The organism is Ectothiorhodospira haloalkaliphila ATCC 51935 (assembly GCF_000633935.1).
GTDB lineage: Bacteria > Pseudomonadota > Gammaproteobacteria > Ectothiorhodospirales > Ectothiorhodospiraceae > Ectothiorhodospira > Ectothiorhodospira haloalkaliphila.
Window position 1 is genome coordinate 214,451 of record NZ_KK214998.1, and the last position, 19,376, is coordinate 233,826.

At 64.7% G+C, this 19,376-nt stretch carries 15 protein-coding genes and 2 rRNA genes (1 of these 17 cut by a window edge); 5 read left to right on the forward strand and 12 right to left on the reverse strand.

What is annotated here, in order from left to right:
• Positions 1-1,490: ribosomal RNA gene (locus ECTHA_RS0108780) — 23S ribosomal RNA — on the forward strand; it begins 1,397 nt to the left of the window's first position.
• Positions 1,491-1,599: 109 nt separating this feature from the next.
• Positions 1,600-1,715, forward strand: a 5S ribosomal RNA gene (gene rrf, locus ECTHA_RS0108785).
• Positions 1,716-1,989: 274 nt separating this feature from the next.
• Here rrf and hemG read toward each other — a convergent pair.
• The 11 genes from hemG to ECTHA_RS17780 form a co-directional block, all read right to left on the reverse strand.
• Positions 1,990-3,330, reverse strand: coding sequence for a protoporphyrinogen oxidase (gene hemG / locus ECTHA_RS0108790; protein WP_025280673.1), 1,341 nt, complete (start codon positions 3,328-3,330; stop codon positions 1,990-1,992).
• Positions 3,331-3,398: 68 nt separating this feature from the next.
• A complete protein-coding gene (gene ubiE, locus ECTHA_RS0108795; protein WP_025280674.1) occupies positions 3,399-4,109 on the reverse strand; it encodes a bifunctional demethylmenaquinone methyltransferase/2-methoxy-6-polyprenyl-1,4-benzoquinol methylase UbiE in 711 nt (236 codons plus the stop codon).
• 70 nt (positions 4,110-4,179) lie between these two features.
• Positions 4,180-4,620, reverse strand: a complete 441-nt coding sequence (locus ECTHA_RS17770; RefSeq protein WP_025280675.1) for an SRPBCC family protein — start codon at positions 4,618-4,620, stop codon at positions 4,180-4,182.
• 89 nt (positions 4,621-4,709) lie between these two features.
• The gene (locus ECTHA_RS0108805) at positions 4,710-6,200 is read right to left on the reverse strand and encodes a DUF2867 domain-containing protein (RefSeq protein ID WP_025280676.1); all 1,491 of its coding nucleotides are present in this window, start codon (positions 6,198-6,200) and stop codon (positions 4,710-4,712) included.
• Between the two features lie 146 nt (positions 6,201-6,346).
• On the reverse strand, positions 6,347-6,781 hold the full coding sequence (locus ECTHA_RS0108810; RefSeq protein ID WP_025280677.1) for a hotdog fold thioesterase: 435 nt from the start codon (positions 6,779-6,781) through the stop codon (positions 6,347-6,349).
• 11 nt (positions 6,782-6,792) lie between these two features.
• Entirely contained in the window at positions 6,793-8,223 is a 1,431-nt protein-coding gene (gene menE, locus ECTHA_RS17775; RefSeq protein ID WP_025280678.1) for an o-succinylbenzoate--CoA ligase, read from the reverse strand.
• On the reverse strand, positions 8,220-9,233 hold the full coding sequence (gene menC / locus ECTHA_RS0108820; protein ID WP_025280679.1) for an o-succinylbenzoate synthase: 1,014 nt from the start codon (positions 9,231-9,233) through the stop codon (positions 8,220-8,222). Before menC ends, menE begins: the two co-directional genes overlap by 4 nt.
• 208 nt (positions 9,234-9,441) lie before the next feature.
• Complete coding sequence (gene menB / locus ECTHA_RS0108825) at positions 9,442-10,293, reverse strand: 1,4-dihydroxy-2-naphthoyl-CoA synthase (RefSeq protein WP_025280680.1); 852 nt, start codon at positions 10,291-10,293, stop codon at positions 9,442-9,444.
• Positions 10,290-11,075: a 2-succinyl-6-hydroxy-2,4-cyclohexadiene-1-carboxylate synthase gene (gene menH, locus ECTHA_RS0108830; protein WP_025280681.1), complete on the reverse strand. Its 786-nt coding sequence runs from the start codon at positions 11,073-11,075 to the stop codon at positions 10,290-10,292. The genes menB and menH overlap by 4 nt, the downstream gene beginning before the upstream one ends.
• 135 nt (positions 11,076-11,210) lie before the next feature.
• On the reverse strand, positions 11,211-12,905 hold the full coding sequence (gene menD, locus ECTHA_RS0108835; protein WP_026623659.1) for a 2-succinyl-5-enolpyruvyl-6-hydroxy-3-cyclohexene-1-carboxylic-acid synthase: 1,695 nt from the start codon (positions 12,903-12,905) through the stop codon (positions 11,211-11,213).
• A gap of 8 nt (positions 12,906-12,913) precedes the next feature.
• A complete protein-coding gene (locus ECTHA_RS17780; protein ID WP_238625403.1) occupies positions 12,914-14,401 on the reverse strand; it encodes an isochorismate synthase in 1,488 nt (495 codons plus the stop codon).
• A gap of 317 nt (positions 14,402-14,718) precedes the next feature.
• Here ECTHA_RS17780 and clpB point away from each other — a divergent pair, with 317 nt between their 5' ends.
• The gene (clpB, locus tag ECTHA_RS0108845) at positions 14,719-17,283 is read left to right on the forward strand and encodes an ATP-dependent chaperone ClpB (RefSeq protein WP_025280683.1); all 2,565 of its coding nucleotides are present in this window, start codon (positions 14,719-14,721) and stop codon (positions 17,281-17,283) included.
• Positions 17,284-17,379: 96 nt separating this feature from the next.
• Positions 17,380-17,682, forward strand: a complete 303-nt coding sequence (locus ECTHA_RS0108850; protein WP_025280684.1) for a hypothetical protein — start codon at positions 17,380-17,382, stop codon at positions 17,680-17,682.
• 18 nt (positions 17,683-17,700) lie between these two features.
• On the opposite strand, the gene ECTHA_RS0108855 is transcribed toward ECTHA_RS0108850, so the two are convergent.
• Positions 17,701-18,333 (reverse strand): TM2 domain-containing protein, encoded by a 633-nt coding sequence (locus ECTHA_RS0108855; RefSeq protein WP_025280685.1) that lies wholly within the window; start codon positions 18,331-18,333, stop codon positions 17,701-17,703.
• Between the two features lie 92 nt (positions 18,334-18,425).
• On the opposite strand from ECTHA_RS0108855, the gene ECTHA_RS17785 reads away from it, so the two are divergent.
• Entirely contained in the window at positions 18,426-19,370 is a 945-nt protein-coding gene (locus ECTHA_RS17785) for a LysR family transcriptional regulator (protein WP_025280686.1), read from the forward strand.
• Positions 19,371-19,376: the final 6 nt, after the last annotated feature.

Below are 19,376 nucleotides of genomic sequence, written 5' to 3' on the forward strand. Positions count from 1 at the left end.
TACTGCGATGGGGGGACGGAGTAGGCTAGATCAGCCGGCAGTTGGTGTCCGGTTTAAACGTGTAGGGAGTGCTTCCAGGCAAATCCGGTGGCACAATTCTGAGACGTGATGACGAGCTCCCATGTGGAGCGAAGTGGTCGATGCCAAGCTTCCAAGAAAAGCCTCTAAGCTTCAGGTATGAAGTGACCGTACCCGAAACCGACACAGGTGGGCAGGGTGAGAATCCCAAGGCGCTTGAGAGAACTCGGGTGAAGGAACTAGGCAAAATGGTACCGTAACTTCGGGAGAAGGTACGCCTCTGGTGGTGAAGGGTCTTGCACCTGGAGCTGCTGGGGGCCGCAGAGACCAGGCCGCTGCGACTGTTTATTAAAAACACAGCACTCTGCAAACTCGAAAGAGGACGTATAGGGTGTGACGCCTGCCCGGTGCCGGAAGGTTAATTGATGGGGTTAGCGTAAGCGAAGCTCTTGATCGAAGCCCCGGTAAACGGCGGCCGTAACTATAACGGTCCTAAGGTAGCGAAATTCCTTGTCGGGTAAGTTCCGACCTGCACGAATGGCGTAACGATGGCGGCACTGTCTCCACCCGAGACTCAGTGAAATTGAAATCGCTGTGAAGATGCAGTGTACCCGCGGCTAGACGGAAAGACCCCGTGAACCTTTACTACAGCTTCACACTGAACTTTGAACCTGCTTGTGTAGGATAGGTGGGAGGCTTTGAAGCCGGAACGCTAGTTTCGGTGGAGCCAACCTTGAAATACCACCCTGGCATGTTTGGAGTTCTAACCTCGTCCTGTAATCCAGGACAGGGACCGTGTGTGGTGGGTAGTTTGACTGGGGCGGTCTCCTCCCAAAGAGTAACGGAGGAGCGCGAAGGTACCCTCAGCGCGGTCGGACATCGCGCAGTGCGTGCAAAGGCGTAAGGGTGCTTGACTGCGAGACAGACACGTCGAGCAGGTGCGAAAGCAGGTCTTAGTGATCCGGTGGTTCTGTATGGAAGGGCCATCGCTCAACGGATAAAAGGTACTCCGGGGATAACAGGCTGATACCGCCCAAGAGTCCATATCGACGGCGGTGTTTGGCACCTCGATGTCGGCTCATCACATCCTGGGGCTGAAGCAGGTCCCAAGGGTATGGCTGTTCGCCATTTAAAGTGGTACGCGAGCTGGGTTTAGAACGTCGTGAGACAGTTCGGTCCCTATCTGCCGTGGGCGTCGGAGATTTGAGAGGATCTGCTCCTAGTACGAGAGGACCGGAGTGGACGTACCTCTGGTGTTCCGGTTGTCACGCCAGTGGCATTGCCGGGTAGCTAAGTACGGACGGGATAACCGCTGAAAGCATCTAAGCGGGAAGCCTTCCTCAAGATGAGATCTCCCTGGGCACTTGATGCCCCTGAAGGGCCGTTGAAGACGACAACGTTGATAGGCGGGGTGTGAAAGCGCAGTAATGTGTGAAGCTAACCCGTACTAATTGCCCGTGAGGCTTGACCATATAACACCCAAGCAGTTTGAGGGTGTGCGGTCATCACAGCAACATGACAACACCTGGAACTTTCCTGAATTGGTGATCCCATTGATTGAAATGGATCACACCCAGTTTGCCTGGCGGCCATGGCGAGTAGGAACCACCCGATCCCATCTCGAACTCGGAAGTGAAACTGCTCAGCGCCGATGGTAGTGTGGGGCTTCCCCATGCGAGAGTAGGTCACTGCCAGGCTCTTATCCTGAAAACCCCGATCGGTCAAACGGTCGGGGTTTTTTTTTGCCCGGCGTTCGGGGATGCCCAAAGCCTGGGGGCGCTGCGCGGGAGGCTCAGTGGGCCCCGAAGCGGCGTCGGGTGGCTCGGAGAGGGCAGGGGCGGCGTCGGGGCGGGTAAAGCCGTTGGCGGGACGCCGTGAATACCTCCCTGTAGGCTTGGCAGCCGCTTCCCTGCGGCCGACACCCGCCAACGGCTTCACCCGCCCCGGCGCTTCAGGCCTCGTGCCCGCCGATTAGGTGGCTCGACCTACCAGAGCCGCTGTCTCGGCGGTGAGGCGACCATTGCGGACGCAGTCGTTCATGGCGATGCCACGGAAGGCGTTGCCTGTCAGGTGCAGGCCTCGGTGCTGGCCGGCGCGTTCCATGATGCGATCCACTGCGGCGATATGCCCCACCGGGTAGCCGGGCAGACCCTTGGGCCAGCGTTTCACGATGGTGGCGTCCGGGGCCTTGTCGATGCCCAGGGCTTTGACCAGCCCCTCGCGGGATTCCTGGATGAGGGTCTCGGGATCCTGGTAGACCTTGTGGGGCGCGCGCTGGCCACCGAGCATGACGCGAATGCTCTTCATGCCTTTGGGTGCCCGATCAGGGAAGATGCTGCTATCCCAGAGTACGCCCAGGAAAGGCAGCGGCGCCTTGGCGGTGGTGAGAAGGCCGAAGCCGTCCAGCGGGTGATCCAGTTCCTTCCAGCCGAAGCCGACGACAGCGATCGGTGAATAGTCCAGTGCATCCAGCTGACGAGACAATTCAGGATCCAGGTCGGAGAGCATGGGGGCCGCCGCGTAGGCGGGGACTGCCATGATGACCTGGTCGAAATCGTGTGTCTGGTCGCCCACTGCGAGCTGATAGCCGGTCTCTGTGGCGGTGACCTTGTCCACGGGGTGTCCTGTATGCCACTGGGCCTTGATCCTGGATTTGAGGTGGTCGACGATGGTGTTCATGCCCCCCTTGAAGCTCATCAGCACGCCGCCAGGACCGGCGCTTTGCTTGCGGCGCTTGATCATGCCCTTGAACAGCCCGCCATGCTCTTTTTCCAGGGAGGCCACGAGAGGAAAGGCGGCCTGCACGGAAACTCGGTCGGCGGTGGTGCCGTAAATGCCGGCGGTCATGGCATCCAGGAAGACATCGGTGAAGGCCTTGCCGAGGCGGCGATAGCCGAAGGACTGGAGGGTCTCGTCACTGTCGTCCTTTTTGGCGGGAGTGAACACCTCGCCGGCCACGCGCAGTTTCTGCGGGGCGGTCAGCAGGCCGGACTTGAGGAACTTGCCGGGGCTGTCGGGGAAGGGATGCATGGCGTCGGTGTAGATGAAGCGCTTGCGGGCGGCGTCCTCACTGCGCATGAGCAGGTGCGAGCCCTCGCAGTCTTCCACCAGCTTGAGCATGTCCGGCTTGTTGCTGAGAAAGCCGTTACCGCCCTCCTCGAACAGGAAGCCTTCCTTGTTCACCGTGTGCATCGTGCCGCCCAGGTGGTTGTTGGCTTCGAAGATGTGCAGTTCCGCATCGCTTCTGGAGCGATTGAAGTAGAAGGCTGTGCTCAGGCCGCTGATGCCGGCCCCGATGATTGCCACTCGCATGAGCGAATTCTCCGTGGATGATTGAATCGGTGATGAGGTGATTCAGAAAGGCAGGCCGGTGTGGACACTCAGCCCGGCTTGCGGGCGATGAAGCGCGTGGAGATGCCGAAGGTGTCGTCCTTGACCTGCACGATCTCGAAGCCAGCGGTGGCGAGTTTTTCCACCAGTTGCTCCGTGCTGAAGAAGGCCTGGATGGATTCCGGCAGGTAGGTGTAGGCCTGGTTGTCCTTGGAGATCATGGCGCCCACCTTGGGCAGTACCTTGTTCATGTACAGGCGGCTCATGCGATCCATGAGGGTGGATTCCGGGTGACTCATGAATTCCAGGATGAGGACATGGCCGCCCGGTTCCAGCACCCGATGGAACTCCTTCAGTGCACCATCCACGTCCACCACGTTGCGGATGCCGTAGCTGATGCTCACCATGTCGGCGCTGTTGTCCTCCAGGGGCAGAGCGTTGGCCTGTGCCTCCTGGAAGTCGGCGTTCTTCACCTTGCGGCGGGCAAGGGTGAGCATGCCGATGGCGGGGTCCAGGCCGGTGGCGCGTTCGATGGGGGTACCGCTGGCCTTGCCCGCTTCCCGCCAGAACAGGATCAGGTCCCCCGTGCCCGTGGCCACGTCGACCAGGTGCTTCACCGGCCGGCCGTGGGCCTTGAGGGCCGCCAGGCAGCCATTGCGGCGCCAGCGACGGTCCACCCCGAAACTCAGGATGCGGTTGAGCCGGTCATAGGTCGGCGAGATGTCATTGAACATCTGGATGATGCGTTGCTGCTTTTCCATTCAGGGGTATCCCTTGGGATCTTGGCCCGGAGAGGCTTCAGTTTTGCCGGGGTGTTTCGATGTTCCCTGCCTAGGCCGATGTGTTTTTGGCTTGATCCTCGATCAGTGCCCGGCGCACGCGCTCGAAGGCCTGACCGCTGATGTGATGCACCAGGGGGCGGGCGGCCCGCCCCACGGTCTTGTCCAGCAGACGATTGTGCAGATGATACTCGATCGACAGTTTCACCCGCGTGCCCCCGGGGACGGGGCTCAGACGGTAGCGGCCGGTGTTGCGGATGCCGCTGAGCGACTTCCAGGTCAGTCGGTGGGGAGGCTCTTCTTCAACGATGGCCACATCCCAACTGAACACCATGCCATTGGCCCGGACCTTCCAACGGTAGGTGGTGTCATTGAGCGGCGTGACCGACTCCACCGCGTCGGCATAACGCGGAAACTCGTCCACCCGGCGGATCAGGGCAAAGACTTCATCCGGTTCCGCCGGGAAGATCATGTCGTGATCGATGACCGGCATGGTGATTACCCCCGTGGGCTTGCTTGTGGTGCGGTAGCGGCCGAGTATGCACGATGACGCAAGGGTTATGTCAAAGACGGCTCCGGGGGTCAAGTGCTTGCACGGGCTGCGGTTTCCGCCTGCCGGGCGATGCCCTGAGCCATGCCGGTGAACACGAAAAGATGTGCCGGGGCCATGGCATACCAGTAAAGCAGCCCCCACACTCCGGCGGGGTGCCAGTAGTTGGTCACGTTGATGCGGGTACCGTTCCCCTCCGGCGCCAGATCAATTTCCAGAACGCCCGCCCCCGGCACCCGCATGCCGAAGCCCAGGGTGAGGCGCCGCCCTGGTTCCAGCCCGACCACGCGCCAGGAGTCCACCATGTCGCCCACCCGTAGTTCCGTGGGATGGCGACGGCCGTAATTGCGACCGGGGCCACCCAGCATCCAGTCGGTGACTTCGCGGATCTTCCACAGCGGGTTGTAGGCGAAATACCGGTTTCCGCCGCCAATGGCGGTCACCACGGACCAGACCGACTCCACGGGCGCATCGGCCACAGCGGAGCCGCCGGCCGTCTTGGCGTAATAGCTGTAGTCCAGCCGGTAGTCCCGGAACATGAACGCGCCCTCGGTCCAGCGGGCGGCCAGGGCATTTTCCGCTTCGGCTTCGAAGGCCGCGCGCACGGCGCTGCGAAAATCCAGCAGGTCCTGGGGCATGAGGCGTCGGGTCTCTTCATCCTCGGCCACGTAGTTCTCCTTGAGGCCTTCCACCAGGGCCCGGGCAATGGAGGTGGGCACGGAGGTCACCAGGCGCAGCCAGTAGGAGGAGAGCTTGGGTGACAGCAGGGGGACGGGAACGATCAGCGGCGGTTTGCGACCCGCCTCCTCGGCCAGGATCTGCATCATGCGCCCGTAAGTGAGGTACTCCGGCCCGCCAGTGTCCAGGATGCGACCCGCCGCTTCGGGCACGTCGGGCGCCCGCTGCAGGTATTCCAGCAGATTGTCCAGGGCGATGGGCGGTGAGGTGCGTGAAACCCACTTGGGTGTGATCATCACCGGCAGGTGCAGCACCAGATCCCGCATCACCTCGAAGGCGGCGGAGCCGGGGCCCACGATGATGCCGGCCCGCAATTCGGTCACTGGCACCGGGCCGCGGCGCAGTTCATCCCCGGTCTGACGCCGTGAGACGATGTGTTCGCTGCGGGCGGAGGCCGGGGCCAGCCCGCCCAGATAGACGATGCGCTGCACGCCTGCATCGGCGGCAGCTTTTGCGAAGTGGCGGGCCGCCTGAACATCCAGTTGGCCGAAGGACTTCCCGGCCCCCATGGAGTGCACCAGATAATAGGCCGTGCTCACGCCCTCCAGTGCCGGGGCGAGTGTTTCGGGTTTGAGGGCGTCGGCGGCCACCAGCTCGGCTTCGTCCCAGCCTCGCGCCTGGAGTACGCTCAGGCGCCGCGAGCAGGCCCGCACTCGGGCCTTGCCGGAGGCCAGCAGCCGGGGAACCAGATTGGAGCCGATGTAGCCGCTGGCCCCGAAGACCAGCGTGATGGGGCGTGCGTCCGGGTGACCCCCGTCCTGAGCCTGCTCGATTTTTGTGGCCATGAAAACCTCCCATTACCATGGTAGATAAGCCTCCCTTTGTGGGAGCGGGCCCCGCCCGCGAAGCCCATGCCAGTGAGGCACCTAAGAGGTGACCCTACCCCCCTTCGCGGCCAAGGGCCGCTCCCACAGGCGGTCTGGCGCCCGGATCATGCACTCCTGCTGCCGGCCGGTGCCTCCGTCAGCATGGTGGTGAGCCGGGCGATGCAGATCTCCCGGTCCTGATCATCCTGGATGCGGATCTCCCACACCTGCGTGCGACTGCCCACGTGCACCGGACGGGCGCAACCGGTCACCACACCCTGGCGGGCCGGTCGCAGGTGATTGGCATTGATCTCCAGGCCCACGGCCATGTATTCGGGCGCCGAGGCCAGGTACGCCCCCACGCTGCCCAAGGTCTCGGCCAGGGCCACCGAGGCGCCGCCATGGAGCAGGCCAAAGGGTTGGCGGGTGCGCTCATCCACGGGCAGAGTGCCATAGATCGCATCATCGGTGATTTGGGTGATACGGATCCCCAGGGACTGCATCAGGGTGTCGCGGGTGATGTCGTTGAGGGCATCAAGATCGACAGGACGCTTCCACATGGACGGCTCTCTCACGGTGTCTCACCCTCAGGATACAGCACCTCGGCGCCTATGGCCCCTGCCCTTTGGGCCAGTTCCCGCCGTCTCACCTTCAGGCCGGCCTGGGCGGGCAGCGCCTGAAATGCCACGGGCACCATGTATGGCGGTAACCGCTCCCGCAACCAGGCACGCAGTACGCAGGTCTCCACCGGAGCTCGGACCGCCAGGAAGGCCACGGGGCGTTGCCCGAACTCCGGGTCGGGGTAGGGCACCACCACGGCCCGCAGCACGTCCGTGTGCTGATGCAGGGCCTGCTCCACCGTCTCCGGCTGGATGTTCTCGCCACCGCTGATGAACTGATTGTCCAGGCGCCCGGTGATGCTGAGGGTCCGCTCATCCCAGCAGCCCAGATCCCGGGTACGGAACCACCCGTCGTCATCGGTGCCCGGGTCCGTTTCCCCGCCCCGCAGATAGCCCTTGAACAGGGTGGCGCCACGCACCAGGATCTCGCCCTTGCCGTCCACCCGGCATTGCCGATGATCCAGCACCCGCACCCGGCCATCGGGGCCCTGGTTCAGCACCTGGGAAGTCATTTCAGTGAGCCCGTAGCTCATCCAGCAGGGCAGCCCCCGGGCCCGCGCCGCCTCGAGCAGGGAAGGTCGCACGGGGCCCCCGCCCAGCAGGATCGCCTTGAGCCGGGGCAGCGGCCGCGCCTGCGCCAGCAGACGCTGCAATTGGGTCTCCACCATGGAGAGATGGGTCACGCCGGTGGCTGCCAGGTGATCCGAATCCTCGGCCCGCCCGCCCAGCACCAGGGAGGCGCCCCCCAGCAGACAACGGAACAGGATGGCCAGTCCGCCCACATGAAACAGGGGCAGCGAGAGCAGATAGCGGTCTCCCGGTCCCAGGGGAATGGCCCGATTGGCCCCTTCGGCGCTGAACACGTGGTTGGCATGGCTGTGCATGGCCACCTTGGGCTGACCGGTGGAGCCGGAGGTGAGCACACCGGTGCGGACGTCATCGGCCGGGAATCGCCCGTGCAGCCCAGTGCGGACGGGGGCCGGGGAAGGATGAGGGGGCCCGGGGTCATCGACCCTGCCAGGTCCGGCCACCACCGCCCCTCCAGGTTCGGGAATGCGCCAGTCCAGGGCATGCGCCTCCATCAGGGCATCCACTGCCACCGACGGCAGGGCCGGGTTCACCGGCAGCAGGCGTGCGCCCGCGCGCAGCACGGCGAAGATATCCACCAGGGTCTCCGGATTCCGGTCCGCGCTGAGGACAACCCATTGAAGGGATGTCACCCCCTGGGCCTGGAGTGACCTTGCCCGCTCGGTCACCCGCGCTGACCATTGGGCAAACGTCAGTGGAGTCTGCCCGGGAAGGATCAGGGCCGCCTGACCGGGCCAGCGGCGGGCCGCTTCATCCAGCAGGCAGGGCAGGGTGTCATTGGCGGCAGGCGTCATGTCCAGTGCCCCAGGCAATGCAGGTGCTCACGTCCCAGCACCGGCCGGTCGGCATGTTCGGGCTGGCTGCGGATGGGTTCGATCAGGGCATGGGTGAAGGGATCGAAGGTGTCCAGACCCTGGGGACCCGTCAGTCCCCAATGGACCGCCAGGCGGGTGTACATATCCAGGGTGAGATTGCTCTCGTAGGCGGCGCTGAGCACCACGCCCAGCCCCCGCGCCCGGGCGGCCCGAACCCAGCCCTCGGCACGCCCAAGGCCGGTGAGCATGGGCTTGATCACCAGGGCCGCCAGGCCGGGGGTGTTCAGGTGGTCCTCCACGGCCTCGGGGGGGATTTCCCGCAGGGTCTCGTCCCAGGCCAGGGGCAGGCCCGTGGCGGTAAACCATTCTGCGTAGTCGCTGCCGGGTAGCAGGGGTTCTTCGATGAACGCCACGTGGCGGTGATCGATCCGCTGGCTCAGATCCCGGGCGGTGTCCAGCGTCCAGCTGCGGTTGGCATCCAGGCGCAGCTGCTGGCCGTCCCGTAACTGTCGGCTGACATGCTGAATGCGCCGGGCATCCTCCGCTGCCGATGCTCGGCCCACCTTGAGCTTGATGCAGGCGTCATGCGGTGCAACCTCCAGATCGGCATTGTGGCGCAACAAACGGCAGCGTGGCAGTGGGCGGGCATCGGGCAGGGGGGTGGACCCTTGCAGATGGCCGCTCTCCAGGCCGAAACGCACTTCGGCAGGAAGTCCGGGTTGCCCCGGGTCCAGTCGGTCCTTCAGTGTCCCCGGGGCCTGCAGCAGTCGCTTCAAATGCTCAGTGCAGTTTTCCAGGTCATGACCGCTGAAGCCTGGCAAGGGGCTGATCTCGGACCAGATCACCGGTTGCTGCTCACCCTGCCACTCCAGGAGAAGTCCCTCCCGATGGGACAGGGTGCACGGGCCCAGGGCCAGGGGTTCCCGCAGGGGCAGGCGGTAGCGCCAGAGGGTGAGGCTGGCCAGGGCCTGATTGGAATTGGCGTTCATTTGTAGGCGTTGCCTCCCCTGTGTGAGTTGTCCTCTGTAGGAGCTGGCCTGCCAGCGATGCGCTGCGGAGTGGTGCCCTCAGGCCTGTGCCCGCCGCCATTCGCGGGCAAGGCCCGCTCCCACATGGGTCGATCCAGGGGTTGTGTCTGTCACCCTGCATGGGAGGGGGTTTTCGCAGTGGCGAGTTACCATGCAGAGAGGGGAGCACTCAGGGCTGGCGACGGAACTTGCCGAAGTCCGGCTTGCGCTTTTCCAGGTAGGCATTGCGGCCTTCCTGCCCCTCTTCGGTCATGTAGAAGAGCATGGTGGAATTGCCGGCCAGCTCCTGGATGCCCGCCTGGCCATCGGTGCCGGCATTGAAGGCGGACTTGAGCATGCGCAGTGCGATGGGGGAGTGCTCCAGGATCTGACGGCACCAGGCCACGGTCTCCTGCTCCAGCTGCTCCAGGGGCACCACGGTGTTCACCAGCCCCATGTCCAGGGCCTCCTGAGCGTTGTACTGGCGGCACAGGAACCAGATCTCCCGGGCCTTTTTCTGGCCCACCACGCTGGCCATGTAACTGGCACCGAAACCGCCGTCGAAGGAACCCACTTTGGGTCCGGTCTGACCGAAGCGGGCATTCTCGGCGGCGATGCTCAGGTCGCAGATCAGATGCAGCACATGCCCGCCACCGATGGCATACCCCGCGATCATGGCGATCACCGGCTTGGGGCAGGAACGGATGTCCTTCTGCAGGTCCAGCACATTCAGGTGGTGCACGCCCTGGTCATCCTTGTAACCGGAGTCGCCGCGCACCCGCTGATCGCCGCCGGAACAGAAGGCCAGATCCCCCTGGCCGGTCAGAATGATCACGCCGATGTTCTCGTCGAAGCGGGCGTCGGCCAGGGCCTGCTGCATCTCCTTGACGGTGAGCGGACGGAAGGCGTTGCGCACCTGGGGGCGGTTGATGGTGATCTTCGCGATGCCCTCGGCCTTGTGATAGAGGACATCCTGGAAGGAGTCACTGTGATCCTGCCAGTCGGCGGCGGGGATGATGCTGGAGGTGCTTGCTGTACTCATGGGCTGTGAATGCTCTTGGTAACGTTCTGCTGGCCGCAGCAGGTGCGATGAATGATGCGGGCCACCGTTTCCGGGGCCTCGGCGTGGCAGTTATGCCCCAGACCATCCAGTTTGACAAGTTCAAGGCCGGGGCAATCCCGGGCCCAGCGCTCGCCCAGGAAGGTGAATTTTTCGTCCTGGCCCCCGGCGATGAAGGTGCGCGGGATGTCCAATCCTGCCACGCCCGGGATCAGCGAGGGTTGATGACCCAGGCTGGCGGCGCGCAGTGCATGGGCCAGCCGTTGCGGATCCTGGGGGGCGCGTGCCTGGATGAAGGCCCGGCGGCGGGCATTGTCCAGCGAGGCAAAGACCGGCTGGCGATACCAGGCATCCAGCACATCGGGCCAGGGGCCCTGTTCCAGGCGTCGGGCCCAGGTCTCGTCGTTGTCCAGGCGTGCCTGGCGGTCGGCGGCGCTGCTGAGTCCCGGGTGGGCGCCCTCCAGGACGAGTGCTGTCACCCGCTCGGGATGTCGGGCGGCCAGCCAGGCGGCTATACGCCCGCCCATGGAGTACCCGGCCAGGGCGAACCGTTCCGGCAGTTGTGCATGCAGTCCGGTCCAGACCTGTTCACAGTAGGCCCCGAATGGCGGGTTTGACCCGATGGGATCCAGGGGGGCGTCGCCATGCCCGGGCAGATCGGGGGCGATGCACTGAACCCCGGCAGGCAGATGACTGATCAGTGCCTTCCAGTCATCTCCGCGGCCCATGAAGCCATGCAACAGCACCAGGGTGAATGCACTCATCAGATAATGACCTCCAACCCACAGCAATACCCGTGGGAGCGGGCCTTGCCCGCGAAGATCGAAGCCCCCTCATCCGAATGGCCCCAACCCCCTTCGCGGCCAGGGGCCGCTCCCACAAGGGCTGCTCCTGAGGGCTCAGGGCTGGGGGGCTGCATCATCACGGATGGACTGGATCAGCCCCGATAGGGCCCGGCTGCCCCGGTCGGGTGGGAAGGTGAGTTCGATGAGCGTGGCGCCGGGGCGCTGGCAGGCCGCCTGGTAGGACTCGGCAAAGGCCTCGATATCCCTGGGGGCAGCATAGTTCAGGCAAAACTGGGCTGCGGCGTGCTGGAAACCCAGGCCATGGGGCAACTGGAACAGAGGCTGGAAGTGCTCGCCCTGGCTTTGGGCCGGCAGCAGGTTGAAGATCGCGCCACCGTCGTTGTTGAGCACGATGATCACCAGAGGGGACGGACTGCCCCGGGTCAAGGACAGGCTGTTGAGATCATGCAGCAGGGACAGATCCCCTAGCAGCAGGGTGAGGCCACCGGGGTGGTGCCGGGCAAAGCCTGCCGCCGCGGCCACCAGACCGTCGATGCCGCTAGCGCCTCGACTGGTCACGCAGCGTTGGCCAAGGCCCGGCTCGGCGACGGCGTCCAGCAGCCGGATGCTCAGGCTGTTGCCCGGGAACAGGGCCATGTCCTTGGGGAGCTCCTGGCTGAGTCGTCGGGCCACCGACAGTTCCGAGAAGGGCGCCCGGGTGGCCGCGTCCAGGCGCGGAGCGAGTGCCCGGGCCGCAGCCACCAGGCCGGTGTCCTCCTGCGGGGACAGGGGCAGCTGTGCGCACAGGGCAGGAATATCCGCCTGGATCGCGATCGCTCGGCGCTCCGGGTCCAGGCAGCCGGAATGGGGGCTGACGAGCCAGTATTCGCCTGCAAACCTGGCCAGCCACTGGTTGAGCCGTTTACTGGTGATGCGCCCGCCGAACTGAATCACCTGCCTCAGACCCGCCAGTAGCCTCTGGCCATCGGGGCTGGCGGGCAGCAGGTCCGGGTAGGGCACGATACAGGGATGGTCGACCAGCCTGAGCTGGCTGCCAATGTCTGCCAGGACGGGTAGGTTGGACCGTTGGGCCAGTTCCAGCACCGCCTCGGCCTCATCGGTGTCCAGCTGCCCTGCCACCAGCGCCAGCGGGCCATGCAGGCGGGGCAGGGCCATGACCTCAGGGGCGGGCGTCGGGTCCGGAGGGTGACGCAGATCCGACAGCCAGGGGCCGAAGTCCGCCAGCTGCGAGGTACCGTACAGGGGCTCGCGAAACGGGGCATTGATATGTACCGGACCACCATCGGCGCCGCGCAGTGCCTGCAGGCATTGGTCCAGTTCCGCGCCCAGCCAGCCGGCGCTGATGGCGGTGTCTGGCGGTGGCAGGTTCAGTTGCGCGCGCACATGCAGGGCAAACAGGCCGGGCTGCTCGATGGCCTGATTGGCACCACAGTGGATCAACTCCGGTGGGCGGTCGGCGGTGAGGGCGATCAACGGCTGGTGAGTCTGAAAGGCCTCCACCAGGGCGGGATGCAGGTTGGGCACGGCCGTGCCCGAGGTGGTGATGAGGGCTGTGGGCCGTCCGCTGGCCCGGGCCAGCCCCAGGGCGAGAAAGCCCAGGCCGCGTTCGTCGAAATGGGTGTGCAGGGAGAGGTCGCCGCGGCGCTGCCCCAGACGCGCCGCCGCCAGGGCCAATGGGGCACTGCGACTCCCCGGGGCAATACAGAAATCCCGCACACCATGGGCATGCAGGCGCTCCATGATCAGACTCGCCCAGGCTTCGTTGACGTGACTGAAGGGTACTCGCATCCCCGCCGTCAGGACCCCAGCACGGCCAGGAAGGACTCGATCTTGGCCTCCAGTTCGTTCCACTCCGCTTCTGGTGTTGAGCCTTCCACAATGCCCACGCCGGAATAGCACAGCACCCGATTGCGCTCCACCAGGGCCGAACGGATGGCCACGGCAAACTCCGAACGCCGTGGTGAGATCATCCCCACCACGCCGCTGTACCAGCCCCGATGGGTGGTCTCCCGCCGGGCGATGAGTTCCTGGGCCTCCCGGCGCGGGAAGCCACAGACCGCGGGGGTGGGGTGCAGGGCCTTGAGCAGTTGATCATCCATCACACCGGGTCTGAGGGTGGCGCGGATGGGCAGGTAACGGTGCTGAATGCGATCCAGCTTCACCACGCCGGCCTCGGTGGGACAGTCGGTGCAGGTCACCCAGGGGGCGATGCGATCGCGTACATAGCGGGTGACCAGTTCGTGTTCATGGATCAGCTTGGGATCCCGCAGCAGCGTATGCTCCAGTTGGGCGTCTTCCTGTCGGCTGCGGCCGCGGCGCACGGTGCCCGCCAGGGATTCGGTGCACACCCGACGATCCTCGCGGCTGAACAGGCGCTCCGGCGAACAGCCCATGAAGAGCTTGTGCCCATGCTCCAGGGCAAAGCAGAAACTGCCGCCGTTGGTGTGATGCCAGCGTTTGAGGGTCGCAAAACCGGGCAGCGGGTCATTGAGTTGCAATTCCACGCGGCGGGCCAGCACGGCCTTGTGAATACGCCCCTGCTGGATGTGTTCCAGAATATGCCGGATATGTCCCTGGCACTCGTCAAAGCTCATGTCATCCACGCGCCGGGTCACGCGGATGGGCCAGGGGGCGCTCGCCGGCCTGGGCGGCGTGAAACGCAGGCGACACAGTTCGGCGATCAGCCGGGTCTTGCGGCGCACGAATTCACGGCGGGTGCTGGCGCGCAGGTTCACCGCCAGCCGAAAGCCGCCATCCCATTGGCGCAACTCGATGGAAGGCAGCACGAAGCGGGCCGCTGGGAACTCATGCCATTCCCGCTCGCCGGAGCGGCCATCGAAGGCAAAACCACCCACGAAGGCGGTGTCCTGCTGGCCGATGATGTCGTTGATGCGCTCCAGCAGGTGATCGTAATCCTCGGCGGTATCGGCACTCAGTTCCGCCGCGGCACCGATACCGGCCAGGGTCAGGGTCTGTTCCCGATTCTGCCACAGGCACCGGGAGGCGCCGGGGTTGCTCTCCAGCCAGTGGAAGGGATCGACGGCGGGCACGGGCGTGGCTGCGTGCAGCAACTCGCCCTCGCGAAAGCGCCAGTTCTTGATCTCGTCCAGCAACTGACCCACGGCCCGCTCATGCGGGGATCGTGCGGGGGCGGGGAGTCCCGGGCGCGGCGCGGGCGTCCAGGTCTCGCGGGCCCAGTCACGGCCGACATCACGACTCAGCCCCGGGCGGTCCTGGCCCATGGACTGCTCGGGAGATGCCGGATGCTGGCTGGCTGATGACACGGGTAATCCTCTGAAAACGTGGCGCCTGCAGTGGTCATGGCCTGGGTCGCTTGCCTTGGCCGGCCGTGCGAGCATGACCTCGGCCCATCCGGGAGGTTTGAGGAGACGGGCCCAGTGTAAGAAGCGCCGACCCCAAGGGCTATGACGTAAATCAGTTCGATATGTTCCATCACCGCTTTTTTGGCTCCGAAAAGTGGTGATCAGTTATGAAGCCCCAAGATCACCCCTTGGCCAAGGCGGTGCTTGAAAGGCCCGGCATGTGGCCCCATGTACAGTTGTAATCTGACACATCTCCAAGGGGTTTTGCCACTATGCGCATGGATAAATTCACCAGCAAGTTTCAAACGGCACTGGCCGACGCCCAGTCGCTGGCCGTGGGCCGTGATCACCAGATGATCGAGCCGGTGCACCTGATGATCGCCCTGCTGGACCAGGAGGGTGGCTCGGTGCGGCCGCTGCTGTCCCAGGCGGGTGTGAACGTCAATCTGCTGCGCTCGCAACTGGGTGAGGCCCTGGAACGTCTGCCCCAGGTTGAAGGGGCCGGCGGGGACGTGCACATCTCCAATGATCTGGGGCGACTGCTCAACCTGTGCGACAAGCTGGCCCAGTCCCGCAAGGATCAGTTCATCTCCTCGGAGCTCTTCGTCCTCGCCGCCCTGGAAGGCAAGGGGGCCCTCACGGACCTGCTGCACAAGGCCGGTGCCACCAAGGATGCGGTGAACAAGGCGGTGGACCAGTTGCGCGGCGGTCAGCGAGTGGACGATGCCAATGCCGAGGACCAGCGCAAGGCCCTGGAGAAATACACCATCGACCTCACCGAACGGGCCGAGCAGGGCAAGCTGGATCCGGTGATCGGCCGCGACGAGGAAATCCGTCGCACCATCCAGGTGCTGCAGCGGCGCACCAAGAACAACCCGGTGCTGATCGGCGAGCCCGGCGTGGGCAAGACCGCCATCGTCGAGGGCCTGGCCCAGCGCATCGTCAACGGCGAGGTTCCCGAGGGCCTCAAGGACCGCCGCGTGCTCTCCCTGGACATGGGGGCCCTGATCGCCGGCGCCAAGTTCCGCGGGGATTTCGAGGAACGCCTCAAGGCGGTGCTCAGCGACCTGTCCAAGCAGGAGGGGCGGGTGATCCTGTTCATCGATGAGCTGCACACCATGGTGGGTGCCGGCAAGGCCGAAGGCTCCATGGATGCCGGCAACATGCTCAAGCCGGCCCTGGCCCGGGGCGAACTGCACTGCATCGGCGCCACCACCCTGGATGAATACCGCAAGTATGTGGAGAAGGATGCGGCCCTCGAGCGGCGCTTCCAGAAGGTGCTGGTGGAGGAACCCAACGTGGAGGACACCATCGCCATCCTGCGTGGCCTCAAGGAGCGTTATGAGGTGCATCACGGGGTGGAGATCACCGACCCGGCCATCGTCGCCGCCGCCACCCTGTCCCATCGCTACATCACCGACCGACAGTTGCCGGACAAGGCCATCGACCTGGTGGACGAGGCGGCCAGCCGCATCCGCATGGAGATCGACTCCAAGCCCGAGAGCATGGACCGCCTGGAGCGGCGCCTCATCCAGCTCAAGATCGAGCGCGAGGCCCTGAAGAAGGAATCCGACGAGGCCTCCCGCAAGCGCCTGGAGGCCCTGCAGGATGAGATCGATCGGGTGGAGCGGGAGTACTCCGACCAGGAGGAGGTCTGGAAGTCGGAGAAGGCCGCTCTGTCCGGCACCGCGGCCATCAAGGAGGAACTGGAGCGGGCCCGGGTGGAGCTGGATACCGCTCGCCGCGCCAGCGACCTGGGGCGCATGTCGGAGCTCCAGTACGGCAAGATCCCGGACCTGGAGCGCAGCCTGGAGATGGCTGCCCAGGCGGAGATGTCGGAGATGCGGCTGCTGCGCAACAAGGTATCCGATGAGGAGATCGCGGAAGTGGTGTCCCGCTGGACGGGCATCCCCGTCTCCAAGATGCTGGAAAGCGAGCGGGACAAGCTGCTGCGCATGGAGGAAAACATCACCCATCGTGTGGTGGGGCAGGACGAGGCGGTCAAGGCCGTCTCCAACGCCATCCGCCGCGCCCGGGCAGGGCTCTCGGACCCCAATCGGCCCAACGGCTCCTTCCTGTTCCTGGGCCCCACGGGGGTGGGCAAGACGGAACTCACCAAGGCGCTGGCCAATTTCCTGTTCGATACCGAGGAGTCCATGATCCGCATCGACATGTCGGAGTTCATGGAGAAACATTCGGTGGCCCGTCTGATCGGGGCACCCCCGGGCTATGTGGGCTACGAGGAAGGGGGCTATCTCACCGAGGCCGTGCGCCGCAAGCCCTTCTCGGTGATCCTGCTGGACGAGGTGGAGAAGGCCCACGCGGATGTCTTCAACGTGCTGCTGCAGGTGCTGGATGATGGCCGGCTCACCGACGGCCACGGGCGCACCGTGGATTTTCGCAACACGGTGATCGTCATGACCTCCAATCTGGGCTCACAGCTCATCCAGGAGATGGCCGGCGAGGAGCACTATGACCAGATGAAGTCGGCGGTGATGGAGGTGGTGGGCACCCACTTCCGCCCCGAGTTCATCAACCGGGTGGACGAGGTGGTGGTCTTCCATCCCCTGGGCCGCGAACAGATCCGCGCCATCACCCTGATCCAGCTGGACTATCTGCGCCAGCGGCTGGCGGAGCGGGATCTGTCCCTGGAGGTGAGCGATGCCGCCCTGGATCGCCTGGGCGAGGCGGGCTTCGACCCGGTGTACGGGGCGCGGCCGCTGAAGCGGGCCATCCAGCAGCAGCTGGAAAACGCCCTGGCACAGCGCATCCTCAAGGGGGACTACGGTCCCGGGGACGTGATCCGGGTGGATGTGACGGATGGACAGTTGAGTTTCGCCTGAATTCGACGCTGCGGGCCGTTTTCGAACGGCCCGCAGACCGGGCTGATGCCTCAAGCATCTTGCCCGGCATAATTCACCCCGAGTATCCTTGGCACCATGTCTGAATCCCTGCAACTATCCGGTGAACTCGTCCACAAACTCCAGGATGTCCTGGTGGAGCACGACGAGCGTTGTCACGACCCCCTGGTGACCGTGCAGTACATGTCGGCCATCAGTGGTTACCTGCTGGGTTCCCAACCCATCCCCGAAGCCAAGCGGCAGGAGTTTCTCGGGCAGCTGGCGGCGTTCATGCGTCACGTGCATGACGATGTGGTGCGCCAGCAGCAGGCGCAACAGGTTGCCTCGCCTCAGCAATCACCCCAGGAAGCCTTCGGCGTCTGGCGTCCCGGTGATCCCTGACCGGCGGGGGATGGCCGCCTATTTCCGGGGCTGTTTCCCACCCCCTTCATCGCCGTCGCTGGCGTCTTCCCGATTCTGGGTCGGGCTTCGGTGCGCCTTCCGGGCCTTGGCCAGTTCCCGCAGCATGGCCTCCTGTTCGTTGAAGGAGGGCATGCGTCTCGGGTCCCCGTGGGCCTGTGTTCCCCTGGCCTGCAGGTCCTCCATGTTCACCGGCTGATGGCCGGCCCGCTCCTGTTCCTTCTCCTTCTGATAAGTTTCCAGCATTCCCGTTTTGTGTACCCGGCCGCGGTAATCCCTGGGCGGTTCATGCCCGGGCCTGAGGAACAGGCGCATGCGCAGGGCCTTGTTGTAACGGGTGATGTAACCGTCCATCCAGAACAGATCAAAGACCACCGCGGCCAGCATCACGCCCAACGGTACCAGGGCCCAGGCGCCGCCGCCCCAGGTCCATAGGATGAGGGTCAGCAGGGAGAGCGCCACATAGGCCGATCCGCCCAGGGGCTCACGCAGATAAAAACGGTGCAGCCCCAGGGGAAAGGCCAGCGCCAGTCCATAGGCCGGCGGGCGTCGACGCATCTCCCGGGTGAGCCGGGCATTCATCGTCTGCAGCCCCGCCCCTTCCAGATCCAGTTGTTTCCAGGCCTTGCTCATGCGGGAGGCTCCCCCGTGGTGGTGATGAAGTGCCCCAAGGTACATTAGTGAGTACCATGGGCACCGTAAGGCTTCGATAGGTAATTTGCAAAATGGCTGACCGACGACTTCAAGTGTTTTATACCGTGGCCCGGCTGCTCTCCTTCACCAAGGCGGCCGAGGCCCTGCACATGACGCAGCCCGCAGTGACATTCCAGGTGCGTCAGCTGGAGGAGCATTTCAACACCCGGCTGTTCGATCGTACCCACAACCGGGTGAGCCTCACCGAGGCGGGTCGCGCGGCCTTTCGCTATGCCGAGCGCATCTTCGAGGCCTACGGGGAGATGGAGAACGCCATCCGCGAGATCACCGGGGATGTCTCCGGGGCCCTCACCCTGGGAGCGAGCACCACCATCGCGGAGTACATGCTTCCCGCACTGCTGGGCAATTTCAAGCGCAAGCATCCCGAGGTGAACATCCGTCTGAAGGTGGCCAATTCCGAGGGTATCGTCTCCATGGTGGAGAACAACATCATCGACCTGGGGGTGGTGGAAGGGCCCGTTTCCAACCGCAATCTGCATGTGGAAGTCTGCCAGATGGACCAACTGGTGGTGATCGTGCCCCCGGGGCACCCCCTGGCGGGCAAGGTGTCGGTGACCATGGAGGAGGTGTTGCCTTATCCGTTCATCTGCCGGGAGGAGGGGTCTGGCACCCGGGAGGTGATCACGGATTACCTGAACGAGCTGGGGATGGGGCGCAATGCGCTGACCGTGTGCCTGGAGCTGGGCAGTCCGGAGGCCATCAAGGGGGCCGTGGAGGCGGGTATGGGGCTCTCCATCCTCTCCCGCGCAACCCTGGACAAGGAACTGGCCCTCAAACGTCTGGAAGGGATTCCTCTGGAGCCCGGTCTGACCCGGCAGTTTGCCTTTGTACATCAGCGCCAGAAGTTTCGTTTGCGGGCCGTGGAGGAACTTCTCAGTTTTGCCCGCAACTACTGTGACGGGCAGGCCTCCGACGACGGGGGCCCCACCGGACACCCATCCAGCGTCAGCGTCTGATCCAGC

What these genes read in the sequence shown, in the direction of transcription:
- ECTHA_RS0108855 (WP_025280685.1), bottom strand. Translation starts at nt 18,333, where the DNA reads ATGAGCAAGGCCTGGAAACAACTGGATCTGGAAGGGGCGGGGCTGCAG.
- menB (WP_025280680.1), bottom strand. Translation starts at nt 10,293, where the DNA reads ATGAGTACAGCAAGCACCTCCAGCATCATCCCCGCCGCCGACTGGCAG.
- ECTHA_RS0108805 (WP_025280676.1), bottom strand. Translation starts at nt 6,200, where the DNA reads ATGGCCACAAAAATCGAGCAGGCTCAGGACGGGGGTCACCCGGACGCA.
- ubiE (WP_025280674.1), bottom strand. Translation starts at nt 4,109, where the DNA reads ATGGAAAAGCAGCAACGCATCATCCAGATGTTCAATGACATCTCGCCG.
- menH (WP_025280681.1), bottom strand. Translation starts at nt 11,075, where the DNA reads ATGAGTGCATTCACCCTGGTGCTGTTGCATGGCTTCATGGGCCGCGGA.
- ECTHA_RS0108850 (WP_025280684.1), top strand. Translation starts at nt 17,380, where the DNA reads ATGTCTGAATCCCTGCAACTATCCGGTGAACTCGTCCACAAACTCCAG.
- clpB (WP_025280683.1), top strand. Translation starts at nt 14,719, where the DNA reads ATGGATAAATTCACCAGCAAGTTTCAAACGGCACTGGCCGACGCCCAG.
- menE (WP_025280678.1), bottom strand. Translation starts at nt 8,223, where the DNA reads ATGACGCCTGCCGCCAATGACACCCTGCCCTGCCTGCTGGATGAAGCG.
- ECTHA_RS17785 (WP_025280686.1), top strand. Translation starts at nt 18,426, where the DNA reads ATGGCTGACCGACGACTTCAAGTGTTTTATACCGTGGCCCGGCTGCTC.
- menC (WP_025280679.1), bottom strand. Translation starts at nt 9,233, where the DNA reads ATGAACGCCAATTCCAATCAGGCCCTGGCCAGCCTCACCCTCTGGCGC.
- menD (WP_026623659.1), bottom strand. Translation starts at nt 12,905, where the DNA reads ATGCGAGTACCCTTCAGTCACGTCAACGAAGCCTGGGCGAGTCTGATC.
- ECTHA_RS17770 (WP_025280675.1), bottom strand. Translation starts at nt 4,620, where the DNA reads ATGCCGGTCATCGATCACGACATGATCTTCCCGGCGGAACCGGATGAA.
- ECTHA_RS0108810 (WP_025280677.1), bottom strand. Translation starts at nt 6,781, where the DNA reads ATGTGGAAGCGTCCTGTCGATCTTGATGCCCTCAACGACATCACCCGC.
- hemG (WP_025280673.1), bottom strand. Translation starts at nt 3,330, where the DNA reads ATGCGAGTGGCAATCATCGGGGCCGGCATCAGCGGCCTGAGCACAGCC.